At 68.6% G+C, this 11,272-nt stretch carries 13 protein-coding genes; 7 read left to right on the forward strand and 6 right to left on the reverse strand.

Features of this window, described 5'->3' with window-relative positions; translation table 11 throughout:
- Positions 1 to 43 precede the first annotated feature (43 nt).
- Complete coding sequence (bagB, locus tag NM2_RS04390) at positions 44 to 1,246, reverse strand: ATPase BagB (protein WP_067664329.1); 1,203 nt, start codon at positions 1,244 to 1,246, stop codon at positions 44 to 46.
- Positions 1,246 to 2,292 (reverse strand): ATPase BagA, encoded by a 1,047-nt coding sequence (bagA, locus tag NM2_RS04395; protein ID WP_174575599.1) that lies wholly within the window; start codon positions 2,290 to 2,292, stop codon positions 1,246 to 1,248. The genes bagB and bagA overlap by 1 nt, the downstream gene beginning before the upstream one ends.
- Before the next feature lie 387 nt (positions 2,293 to 2,679).
- On the opposite strand from bagA, the gene sp36 reads away from it, so the two are divergent.
- The 3 genes from sp36 to NM2_RS04405 all read left to right on the forward strand — a co-directional run bounded on the left by sp36 (position 2,680) and on the right by NM2_RS04405 (position 4,174).
- Positions 2,680 to 2,844 (forward strand): Sp36 family protein, encoded by a 165-nt coding sequence (sp36, locus tag NM2_RS48700; RefSeq protein WP_085997622.1) that lies wholly within the window; start codon positions 2,680 to 2,682, stop codon positions 2,842 to 2,844.
- Positions 2,844 to 3,305 carry a RidA family protein gene (locus tag NM2_RS04400; RefSeq protein WP_067664331.1) on the forward strand — a complete coding sequence of 154 codons (462 nt, stop codon included), beginning with the start codon at positions 2,844 to 2,846 and terminating at the stop codon, positions 3,303 to 3,305. The genes sp36 and NM2_RS04400 overlap by 1 nt, the downstream gene beginning before the upstream one ends.
- A 74-nt stretch (positions 3,306 to 3,379) precedes the next feature.
- Entirely contained in the window at positions 3,380 to 4,174 is a 795-nt protein-coding gene (locus NM2_RS04405) for an MBL fold metallo-hydrolase (RefSeq protein ID WP_067664333.1), read from the forward strand.
- Positions 4,175 to 4,414: 240 nt separating this feature from the next.
- Here NM2_RS04405 and NM2_RS04410 read toward each other — a convergent pair whose 3' ends face one another.
- Both NM2_RS04410 and NM2_RS04415 read right to left on the reverse strand, forming a co-directional pair.
- On the reverse strand, positions 4,415 to 5,089 hold the full coding sequence (locus NM2_RS04410; RefSeq protein WP_067664335.1) for a Crp/Fnr family transcriptional regulator: 675 nt from the start codon (positions 5,087 to 5,089) through the stop codon (positions 4,415 to 4,417).
- A gap of 249 nt (positions 5,090 to 5,338) precedes the next feature.
- On the reverse strand, positions 5,339 to 5,581 hold the full coding sequence (locus tag NM2_RS04415) for a hypothetical protein (protein WP_067664337.1): 243 nt from the start codon (positions 5,579 to 5,581) through the stop codon (positions 5,339 to 5,341).
- 292 nt (positions 5,582 to 5,873) lie between these two features.
- Here NM2_RS04415 and nth point away from each other — a divergent pair, with 292 nt between their 5' ends.
- The 4 genes from nth to NM2_RS04435 all read left to right on the forward strand — a co-directional run bounded on the left by nth (position 5,874) and on the right by NM2_RS04435 (position 9,340).
- Positions 5,874 to 6,554: an endonuclease III gene (nth, locus tag NM2_RS04420; RefSeq protein ID WP_174575600.1), complete on the forward strand. Its 681-nt coding sequence runs from the start codon at positions 5,874 to 5,876 to the stop codon at positions 6,552 to 6,554.
- Positions 6,555 to 6,559: 5 nt separating this feature from the next.
- Entirely contained in the window at positions 6,560 to 7,189 is a 630-nt protein-coding gene (locus NM2_RS04425) for a TlpA disulfide reductase family protein (RefSeq protein ID WP_157120876.1), read from the forward strand.
- 137 nt (positions 7,190 to 7,326) lie between these two features.
- Positions 7,327 to 8,088: an NUDIX hydrolase gene (locus NM2_RS04430; protein ID WP_439956834.1), complete on the forward strand. Its 762-nt coding sequence runs from the start codon at positions 7,327 to 7,329 to the stop codon at positions 8,086 to 8,088.
- A gap of 58 nt (positions 8,089 to 8,146) precedes the next feature.
- On the forward strand, positions 8,147 to 9,340 hold the full coding sequence (locus NM2_RS04435) for a MarP family serine protease (RefSeq protein ID WP_067664339.1): 1,194 nt from the start codon (positions 8,147 to 8,149) through the stop codon (positions 9,338 to 9,340).
- Between the two features lie 105 nt (positions 9,341 to 9,445).
- On the opposite strand, the gene NM2_RS04440 is transcribed toward NM2_RS04435, so the two are convergent.
- Together NM2_RS04440 and NM2_RS04445 are read right to left on the reverse strand one after the other, a co-directional pair.
- On the reverse strand, positions 9,446 to 10,414 hold the full coding sequence (locus NM2_RS04440) for an alpha/beta fold hydrolase (RefSeq protein WP_245717834.1): 969 nt from the start codon (positions 10,412 to 10,414) through the stop codon (positions 9,446 to 9,448).
- A gap of 22 nt (positions 10,415 to 10,436) precedes the next feature.
- On the reverse strand, positions 10,437 to 10,943 hold the full coding sequence (locus NM2_RS04445; RefSeq protein ID WP_067664343.1) for a phage holin family protein: 507 nt from the start codon (positions 10,941 to 10,943) through the stop codon (positions 10,437 to 10,439).
- Between the last annotated feature and the right edge of the window lie 329 nt (positions 10,944 to 11,272).

The following is an 11,272-nucleotide window of genomic DNA, read 5'->3' on the forward strand; positions in this document are numbered from 1 at the left end:
GCGATCGCGGGCTCGAGCCGTTTCCGGGGCCGGGCGGGTGTGGTCAGGCCGTATGCGCCGGGGTCGAGCCGAACAGCTGGTCCGCGATCGCGCGCAACGCCCGCAGATCCGAGACCTCGAACGGCAGCGCCGTCACCGCGACGATCGGCACCCGGGGGTGTGCGCCGGTGAACCGATGCAGCAGATGCTGTTCGCGCTTGGCCGTGGTCGCGCGATGCGCGTGCAGGCGCAGCACGTCCGCCGCCAGTGCGCGCGGATCGGAGGTCGGCTCGTCGTCGGACTCCGCGCTCACCGTCCCGCCGGGCACGCCGTTGCCGGACGCGGGAGCGAGCCGGTCGGCGGCCGCGGCGGCCTGCTCGGCCGACAGCGAGCACAGCGCCGGATGGACGCGGTTCAGGACCAGCCCGGCCAGCGGCATCGCGTCGGTGGAGAGCCGATCGACGAAGAACGACGCCTCGCGCAGCGCATCGGGCTCGGCCGCGGCCACCACCAGGAAGTGCGTTCCCGGCCGGGACAGCATCGCGTAGGTGCGATTCGCGCGATCCTGGAAGCCGCCGAACATCGACTCCAGCGACTGCAGGAACAGCGAGGCGTCCTTGAGCATCTGTCCGCCGACGATCGTGGACACCCCGCGCACCGCCAGGCTCATCGCGCCGGTGACGAACCGGCCCACCCCGCGTCCGGGGGCCATGATGACGCGAATCATGCGGCCGTTCAGGAAGTTTCCGAGTCGTTTGGGTGCGTCGAGGAAGTCCAGCGCGTTGCGCGAGGGCGGGGTGTCCACGACGATCAGATCCCACTGCTTGCGGCCGACGAGCTGGCCCAGCTTCTCCATCGCCATGTACTCCTGCGTACCGCCGAAGGAGGAGGCCACCGTCTGATAGAAGGGGTTCGCGAAGATCTGCTCGGCCTTGTCCGGGGTGGTGTGCTCGAGCACCATCTCGTCGAAGGTGCGGCGCATGTTCAGCATCATCGCGAACAGCTCGCCCTTCGCCTCCGGACCGAGCTGCACCCGTTGCGGGCTGTTGCCCAGATCGCTGACGCCCAGCGACTGGGCCAGGCGCCGGGCCGGATCGATGGTCAGCACGACGACCTTGCGGCCGGACTCGGCCGCGCGCAGCGCGATGGCCGCGGCGGTGGTCGTCTTGCCGACGCCGCCGCTGCCGCAGCAGACCAGCACGCGGGCCGACGGGTCGGCCACGATCGCCGAGATGTCGAGGGGGACCGCGGTACTCGGAACGGTCATCAGCGGACTCCCTGGGTGCTCAGATGTTCGGCCAGCTCGTACAGGCCACCCAGATCCATACCGTCGGGCAGGGTGGGCAGATACAGCCGGGAGATGTCGACCCGCGCCAGTTCGGCCGAGCTGTCGTCCTGGGCGCGCAGGGTTGCGCTGTGCTGCACCGTCTCCTCCACGATTCCCTGGAAGTCCTTGTCGGACAGGGTGATTCCCGCGTCGTGCAATCCGGTGCGCAGGGCCTCGACGTCGAGGTCGCCGTCCGCGGCGCGGGCGCGCGTGGTCGCGGGCAGGTAGCCCTCGCTGGCGCGGTTGACGATCACCGTGCCGATGCGGAAATCGGCCTCGGTCAATTCCGCGACCGCGTCGGCGGTCTCCTGCACCGGCAGCGCCTCGAGCAGGGTCACCAGGTGCACGACGGTCTGCTCGGAGTGCAGCAGATTCGACACGCCCTCGGCCTGCGAGGCGATCGGCCCGCCCTTGGCCATGTCGACCATGGCCTTGGTGACGTCCAGGAATCCGGCGATGCGGCCGGTCGGCGGTGCGTCGACCACGATCTCGTCGTAGACCGGCCGGGTGCGGCTACCGGACTTCTGGGTGCGCACGACGCATTCCTTGATCTTGCCGGTCAGGATGACGTCCTTGAGTCCCGGCGCGATCGTGGTGACGAATTCGATGGCGCCCATCCGGCGCATCGCCCGGCCCGCGAAGCCGAGGTTGTAGAACATCTCCATGTATTCGAGGAAGGCGTGTTCGATATCGAGCGCCAGGGCCATGACCTCGCCGCCGCCGTCGGCGGTCGCGATCTTGGTCTCGGTCGGCGGCAACGGCGGCAGATCGAACAGTTGCGCAATGGACTGCCGCCCCTCCACCTCGACGAGCAACACCCGACGGCCACCCGCCGCGAGAGCCAGCGCCAGCGCCGCGGCCACCGTCGACTTCCCGGTACCGCCCTTGCCGGAAACGTAGTGCAGCCGGGCCTTGTCCGCCCGCTCCGGCCAACCTGATTCGCGGCCCGCTTCACTGGAAACGGGTGCTGCTATCGGTGCTCCCACGTTCGCGAGCCTATAGCGCGTTGCGAAAAAGCCACCAAGGGATACACCAACTGTCTGGTACACGGTGTCTTTGGCCAGTGCTTCGTTACGGCGGGTGCTGAGTCTTTGGCCTCCGCTTCGCTCCGGCGGTTCGCGGCCCCCTGAGTCCCGTCGCTCGGCCCCGTGTCGGGCACTCGTTCCTCGCACCCGCCACGCGTCCGAGCGACGGGACGGGCCGCGAACCTTGGGTTGGCGTTGTCCACGGTTGGCGGAACTGGGTGCCGATGCGGGTTCTCTCTGTGGCGTGGTGTCCTGTGGCCGGGGTGCGCCAGGCTCGCGCGTATACCTATCGATCTGAGGTGAGCCCAAGGGTTCTGGGTGTCGGGGTGCACATATACGCTCGGGCGCATGAGTGATGTGACGCAGTGGGAATACGCGACGGTGCCGTTGCTGACGCATGCGACCAAGCAGATTCTGGATCAGTGGGGTGCGGACGGCTGGGAGTTGGTCACGGTGCTGCCGGGACCGACCGGTGAGCAGCACGTGGCCTACCTGAAGCGGGTGAAGGGCTGATGGCGCAGCTCTGGCGGGAGAATCTGACGCGGCTCGGGCTCGAGCTGCCCGCGGTGGCCGCACCGGCGGGTGTGTACATCCCGGCGCAGCGCAGCGGATCGCATGTCTACACCTCCGGTCAGCTGCCGTTCGTCGGCGGTGAGCTGTCGGTCGTCGGCAAGGTCGGCGCGGAGGTGAGCCTGGAACAGGCCCGCGAGGCCGCGAAGCAGTGCGCGCTCAACGCGCTCGCGGCGGTGCACGATCTGGTCGGCCTGGATTCGGTCGTGCGGATCGTCAAGGTCGTCGGATTCGTCGCCTCCGCACCGGGATTCAACAATCAGCCACAGGTGATCAACGGCGCGTCCGAATTGCTCGGTGAGCTGTTCGGCGCGTCCGGCGCCCACGCCCGCTCCGCGGTGGGCGTTTTCGAACTCCCCGCGAACACCCCGGTCGAGGTGGAACTCATCGCCGAGGTGAGCTAGTCGACGGTGCGGGCGGCGGTGAAATGCGGTAGGCAGGAAGCAGATTCGTGCCGAGCGAGGCAGAAGGACACAGCATGACGCTCACCCATCCGGCCTACGGGCAACTGCGTACGGTCACCCCGACCGCATCGGTCCTGCTGGCGAACAACCCCAACCAGATGACCCTGCAGGGCACCAACACCTGGATCCTGCGCGCCCCCGGACGATCCGATTGCGTCGTGATCGATCCGGGGCCCAAGGATCGTGAGCACAGCGCGGCGATCGCGCGGGAGACCGGGGGAAATATCGCCCTCACCCTGATCACGCACCACCATCACGACCACACCGGCGGCATCGATCGGCTCACGAAGCTGACCGGGACCACGGTGCGCGCGGTGGATCCGGAGCATCTGCGCGGTTCGGCCACCCCGCTGGCCGACGGTGAGGTCGTCGAGGCGGCCGGGCTGCGCATCACGGTCCTGGCTACTCCCGGGCACACTACCGATTCGGTGAGTTTCGTCCTCGACGACGCCGTCCTGACCGGCGACACCGTGCTCGGCAGCGGAACCACCGTGCTCGAATCGCGCGACGGCGCGCTGGGCGACTACCTCGCCTCGATGGACCGTCTGCTCGAGGTGGCCCCGGGCCGGGCCCTGCTGCCCGCACACGGCCCCGACCACCCCGAGGCCGAGCCGGTCCTGCGCTACTACATCCAGCATCGCCAGGAACGCCTGGAGCAGGTGCGCGCGGCACTGCGCGAACTGGGCCCGAACGCCAAGCCGCTACAGGTCGTCGCGAAGGTCTACGCCGACGTCGACAAGAAGCTCTGGCCCGCGGCCCGCAGCTCGGTCAAGGCCCAACTGGCCTACTTGCGCAGCCAACAGAACTAGCTGTGTCTTCGGCCTCCGCTCCGCTCCGGCGGTTCGCGGCCCCCTGAGTCCCGTCGCTCGGCCCCGTGTCGGGCACTCGTTCCTCGCACCCGCCACGCGTCCGAGCGACGGGACGGGCCGCGAACAGGTTGACCTTGTCCGGAGCTGGCAGAACCAGGTGTCGTGAGCGTCCCTGCACCGACTTGCGCTCCATCCGGGGCCGAAACAGCCCCGGATGACATCACATGTGGCGCAAATACGTCAGCGCGCGCGGCGAGCCAGGCGCTCCGAATCGGAGATCAGGACGCTCTTGCCCTCCAGGCGCAGCCAGCCGCGGTGCGCGAAATCGGCCAGGGCCTTGTTCACGGTCTCCCGGGAGGCGCCGACCAGCTGGGCGATCTCCTCCTGGGTGAGGTCGTGGGTGACGCGCAGCGCACCGGCTTCCTGTGTGCCGAACCGCTGGGCCAGCGTCAGCAGCGCCTTCGCCACACGTCCGGGGACGTCGGTGAAGATCAGGTCGGCCAGGTTGTTGTTGGTGCGGCGCAGACGTCGGGCCAGCACGCGCAGCAGCTGCTCGGCGATCTCCGGGCGCTGATCGATCCACGACTTGAGCGCGTCGCGATCCATGGTGACGGCGCGAACCTCGGTCACGGTGGTGGCGGTGGAGGTGCGCGGACCCGGATCGAAGATCGAGAGCTCGCCGAACATGTCCGACGGGCCCATGATGGTCAGCAGATTCTCTCGTCCGTCCGGCGAGCGACGGCCGATCTTCACCTTGCCGGAGGTGATGATGAACAACCGGTCGCCCGGCTCACCCTCGTTGAAGATGATGTGTCCGCGGGGGAAGTCCACGGGCTGTAGTTGTTTGGCGAGAGCTGCCACTGCGGTGGGCTCGACGCCTTGGAAGATGCCTGCTCTGGCGAGGGCCTCGTCCACGAATGTGCTCCTTATGGGAATTGACGGTGTACTGGCGGCGCCAGCGGGTCCCTACGTGGTGACGACGCAAGCTGCCGCCTGCGGGCCCGTCGCTGTCGCCCCGGTCTGGGATCGGAGCGGCCGACAGTGCAGTCTACTTTGCATTCGGGCAGCGTAGTGACAGACACCACGTAGATGCGGTTGGTGAAACGACCGCGATGCCCGAATGGTTCCCGCCGCACCCGTGTCGTGCCGGTGCGGCGCGCCGGATCAGCTCGCCTGTGCGACGTCCAGTTCGTCGCCGCGGGCGCGTCTGCGGCCGGGGTGCGCCGCGGCGGCCGGTACGCCCAGCTTCGCGAGCTCGTTGACCTCGGCATTGCTGGCGCGTTCGAGGTATTGCTGGACCTCTTCTTCCGGTTCGAGCAGTTTGCGAAGCCGATTTTCGACCCGTTCCATGAACAGTGCGAACAGCATCAGCACCACCGGGAAGAGCACCACAGCGAGTCCTTGCATATCGAGGAGTAAACACGGAGAAGGTCTCAGATGGAACACGGGAGGCATTCTCTGTCGCCTCGGTCACGGTGCGAACGTCGCTGTCGCGCACTCGATCGACCCGATTTCCCCGGGTCGCGCGACTCATTGGCGGAACGTTGTCGGCGTGGTTCCGTATGGTGGACGCGTGCGTAAACCCGCCGTTCCCGCTTCCAGCGCCGCCGCCGAACCGCGGCGGCGCGACACGTCCGCCTCCCGCACGGCCAAATTCGCCGCCGAGACCAGGCTCGGCCTGGTACGTCGCGCGCGCCGGATGAATCGGACACTGGCGCTGGCATTTCCGGACGCGCACTGCGAGCTCGATTTCACGACCCCGCTCGAATTGGCGGTCGCCACAATCCTTTCCGCGCAATGCACCGATGTCCGCGTGAATATGACCACGCCCGCGCTGTTCGCCCGCTACCGCGATGCGCGCGCCTATGCCGAGGCCGATCGCACCGAACTCGAGGAGTACATCCGCCCGACCGGCTTCTATCGCAACAAGGCGTCCGCGCTGATCGGTCTGGGCCAGGCTCTGCTGGAGCGGCACGACGGTGTACTTCCGGCGAGCCTGGACGAATTGGTGAAATTGCCCGGAATCGGACGCAAGACCGCGAATGTCATTCTGGGTAACGCGTTCGATGTGCCCGGTATCACAGTCGACACGCATTTCGGGCGACTGATCCGGCGCTGGGGATGGACCACCGAGGAGGATCCGGTCAAGGTCGAGCACATCGTCGGCGAGCTGATCGAGCGCAAGGAGTGGACGATGCTCTCGCACCGGGTGATCTTCCACGGTCGCCGGGTGTGTCATGCCCGTAAACCGGCGTGCGGCGCCTGTCTGCTGGCCAAGGACTGCCCGTCCTTCGGGGCCGGTCCGACCGATCCGGCTACCGCGGCGGCGCTGGTCAAGGGGCCGGAGGCGGAGCATCTGCTCGAACTGGTGAACCGGTGAGGTCCATTCCCCCGGCCTGGCGATGGACGTTCGTCGGCTTGATCGTGATCGTCGCGCTCGCGGTGGCGGTATGGCCGCGCGGACGTCACGAAAATCCTTCCGGCACAACGGCGACCGCGTTGAAGGTCCCCGCCTCGGTGAGTGCCGGGCAGCGCTCGGCCGCCGCCCTGGCCGATTGCCCGACGGCCACCGCGCCGGGCCCGGCGAAGGGTCCGCTGGCGGGTATCGGCCTGGACTGCCTGGCCGACGGCCGCACGGTCGATCTGGGCGCGGCCCTGGCCGGTAAACCGGCCCTGCTGAACCTGTGGGCGTACTGGTGCGCACCCTGCGCCCAGGAGTTGCCCGCACTGCAGCAGTTCGCCGATCGCGTCGGCTCGGCGATGACGGTGCTCACCGTGCACAGCGACCCGAACGAGTCGATGGGCCTGGCCCGGTTGCAGGATCTGAAGGTCCATCTGCCCGGCGTGGAGGACGGCGACGGCCGGGTGCGGACCGCGGTCGGGGCGGTCCCGGCGCTGCCGATCTCGGTGCTGGTCCGCGCCGACGGTTCGATCGCCAAGGTCGTCTCGCGCCCGTTCGACGACGTCACGGACATCAGTGCGACGGTCGCCGCCGAATTGGGGGTGCGCGCGTGACCGATCGGGATCGGGGTGGCCGTCGCGCGCCCGGTACCGGATGCGGCTACCGTGCTCGGGACCGGTCCGATACGGCTGCCGTTGGCAGTCCGGCCGCCGCGGGCGGTGAACACGGCGATGCGGCCGGAGGAGGCAGAGTGCGCGACCGCGAGGGGCGTGAGGAGTCCGGCGCGCGCCCGGATCTGGTGACCGAGGACATCCCGACCTGGTTGCGCGGCGTCGTCGAACGCAAACCGGCCGATCCGACCGGGACCAATCCGGTACTGAATCGGACGGCGATGAAGCAGGTCGTCGCCAGCGCGATGCGCCCGCGTCAGGCGGCGGTGCTCGTACTGTTCGGCGGTGCGCCCGAGGCCGATCCGTCGGCGCCGGGCGGACTGCCCGCCGACGCCGACGTGCTGCTCACCCAGCGCGCGGCCACGCTGCGCCAGCATCGCGGGCAGGTCGCGTTTCCGGGCGGCGGTGTGGAACCCGGCGATCAGGGCCCGGTCGACACCGCGTTGCGCGAGGCGTGGGAGGAGACCGGGGTGGACCGCGCGGGCGTCGATCCGCTCGCGGTGCTCCCGAAGATCTTCGTGCCGCCGTCGCGTTTCGACGTGACGCCGGTGCTGGCGTACTGGCGCACACCCGGCGCGGTGGGGGTGGTCAGCGAAACCGAGGCCGCGCGGGTGACACGGGTGCGGATCGCGGATCTGATCGATCCGGCGAACCGGTTCGTCGTGCGGCATCCGCTGGGATACATGAGCCCGGCGTTCGAGGTCGACAGCATGCTCGTGTGGGGATTCACCGCCGGTGTACTGGCCGGTCTGCTGGCGGTTTCGGGATGGGAGCGGGAATGGGATCCGCACGACGTGCGTGATCTGCAGACCGCACTCGAAGCAGTTGGCATGACGTTATGAGCCGGTCGGGTTCGGGCCCGGCAGGGCTGCGTCCATCGGCGGCAGTGGGGAAGACACTATGACCTCGTCGGACTGGCTCGATATCGCGGTCGTGATCATCGCGCTGCTGGCCGCCTCCTCGGGCTGGCGGCAGGGTGCGGTGGCCTCCGCGCTGGCCTTCCTCGGCGTGATCCTGGGCGCGGTGGCGGGCATCCTGATCGCGCCGCACATCCTGATCCACATCGCCGAGGGCCGCAAACGCGTGCTGGTCGGCGTTGTGCTGATCGTGGCGCTGGTGATCGTCGGCGAGGTGGCCGGCATGGTGCTGGGCCGTGCGGCCCGCAGCGGGATGCGCAATACGTTCATCCGCGCCGTGGACAGCGTGGTCGGCGCGTGCCTGCAACTGGTCGCGGTCCTGGCCACCGCCTGGCTGCTGGCCCTGCCGCTGGCCTCCTCCTCGCAACCGGCGATCGCGGAGGCGGTGAACGGGTCGCGGGTGCTCTCGGAGGTCAACAAGGTCGCGCCGAGCTGGCTGCGCCGGGTGCCCAACGAATTCTCCCGGCTGCTCAACACCTCCGGGCTGCCGGATGTGATCGGCCCGTTCAGCCGCGCGCCGATCGCCGCGGTCGCGCCGCCGGACGCGAGCGTGCTCAACAGTCCGGTCGCGGTCAACCTGCAGCACAGCGTGTTGCGCATCCGCGGTGTGGCGTCGAGTTGTCAACGGATGCTGGAGGGTTCGGGCTTCGTCGTCGCGTCCGAGCGGATCATGACCAACGCGCACGTGGTCGCCGGAACCAATTCCCTCCAGGTGGACACCGCTAAGGGACCGCTGGACGCCACCGTGGTGCTGTTCGACCCGTCCAAGGATGTGGCGGTGCTGGCCGTGCCCGGACTGCAGGCGCCGGTGATCCCGCTGGCCTCGGACACCGCGACCTCGGGGGAGAGTTCGATCGTGCTCGGGTATCCGGGCGGCGGCCCGTACACCGCCAGCGCGGCGCGGGTGCGCGAGACGCTGAACCTGACCGGTCCGAACATCTACAAGAGCGATACCGTCGAGCGCGAGGTCTACACCGTGCGCGGACAGGTCCGCGCGGGCAATTCCGGTGGGCCGCTGGTGGATACGCAGGGTGACGTGCTCGGCGTGGTGTTCGGCGCGGCCGTCACCGACGAGGACACCGGATATGTGCTGACCTTGAAGGAGGTCAAGTCCGATCTCGAGGTCGCCTCCGGCCGCACCGCCGCCGTGGGCACCGGACAGTGCGTCCTGAGCTAGGCGGCTCCGCTCCTCGCTTCCGCGGGACTTCAGCGTGTCCGTCGGGGCGGGGAGACTCGCGCGCCGGGCTGACAGTCAGGCGTTCGGGTGGTTGCCCCGGGCGGTTCAGCCGAGTAGTTTCGCGAGTTCCGCGGTGACTTCCGCAGGACGTTCCTGGTGCGCGAAATGGCCTGCGCCGGTGAGGGTTACGATTCGGCGGTCCGGGGACAGGCGTTGTCCGCGGCGCATGGTCGCGTCGAGGATGTAGCCGTCGGATTCGCCGTGCAGGGCCAGGACCGGGATGCGGACCGGTTCGCGCATCGCGGACATGAAGCGGTGGCCGTCGGGACGCCACTGGCTGCGGAAAGCCCAGCGCTGATATTCCAGGGCACAGTGCGCGGTGCCGGAGATCCGGATGGCCGCGCGCATCCGGCGCGCGGTGTCGGCGAAATCGGCCGATCCGGCCCAGTCGGTTCCGGCCCGCTGCCGCAGCAGTCGTTCGATCTCGAATCCGTCCCGAGCCGTCAGCAGGCGTTCGCCGTAGCGGGGCGGCTGATAGCGCAGGAAGTTCGGCAGCCACATCCGGCGCTGCCGCCCGTCACGCAGTACGGCCTGTTTGAGCGCGACCGGATGCGGCGAACTCACCACCGCGATCGAACGCACCAGCCGCGGATGCAGGACCGCGGTCGCCCAGCACACCAGCCCGCCCTCGGCATGGCCGACCAGGGTGGCGTCGGTGTGGCCCAGGGCGCGGATGAGTCCGGCGACGTCACCGGCGAGGGTCCAGCCGTCGTAGCCGCGCGGCGGCTTGTCCGAATCGCCGTATCCGCGCAGATCGACCGCGACCGCGCGGAAGCCCAGATCGGCCAGACCGGTCAGCTGATGCCGCCAGGACCACCAGAAGTCGCCGAATCCGTGCAGCAATAGCACCAGCGGCGCATTCGTATCCGACGTATCGTCTCCGCGCGCACCGGATCCGGATGCGGGCGCCGCCTCGGCGATGTGGAATCGAATGCCGTTGGCATGCACGTCCTTGTGGGCCCACGGTCCGTCATAGCGGACGCTCGACGGATCCGGACTCGAGGTAGACGACACGCCGGAAAGCGTAACGGCCGTGCTACCGGCCGGACGTGTCGACCGCATCGCCGCTGTCCGACGCATGTGCACCCAGGCCCTGCGGCAGCACGGTTCGCGTCTCCTTCAGCGATTCGATGGTCTTGGACGGCGCCCGGAGTTTGCGCACCTTCCGATATCCGAGCAGGGCGAAAACTGCGGTGGCCACGATCATCAGCCCGAACACGATCAGGAACGCCGCCCAGCGATAGAGCCACAGATCGAGCAGTTCGGCGAGGAAGAAGAAAAAGAAGAAGGTCGAGAACAGCAGGATCGTCAGCGCGACGATGAAGAAGACGCTGCCCTGCAGGCCCTTGCGGATCTCCCCGGTCACCTCTGCCTTGGCCAGCGACACTTCGGCGCGGACCAGGGTCGACATCTGTTCGGTGGCATCGCGAACCAGGTCTCCGATGCTCGCGGTACGCGTGGTGTCGACCTCGGACAGCGGAATAGAGGTAATGGCCCGGCCACTCTCGGCGCCCTGCCCGTTACCGCCCTGTGTGAAGCTCAATTGCTCGACCCTTCTCCCTGTCCCTGTGCTGTCCGGCCTGGGCCCTGCTCGCGGCAGCCCGCGCTCCGTCGAGTACGGCCCGTGGCAACACTATCGCCGAACCGTACGGACGAGCCGCCATTGCCGTCGTCAACACGCATCCGACCCGGACGTCGTCGCGAATTCTGCCACCAAGAGGCTAGCTGTGTCTTTGGCCTCCGCTTCGCTCCGGCGTGTTTTTCGGCGCCCTGAGGCTCGCCGTTCAGCGGCCGCCGCTTGCTCCTTCGTCGCGTACGCGGCGGCCGCTGAACGACGAGCCGCGCCGAAAAACCTTGGGGTGTAGTGGATTT

The organism is Nocardia miyunensis NBRC 108239, assembly GCF_001613065.1.
GTDB classification, from domain to species: Bacteria; Actinomycetota; Actinomycetes; order Mycobacteriales; family Mycobacteriaceae; genus Nocardia; species Nocardia miyunensis.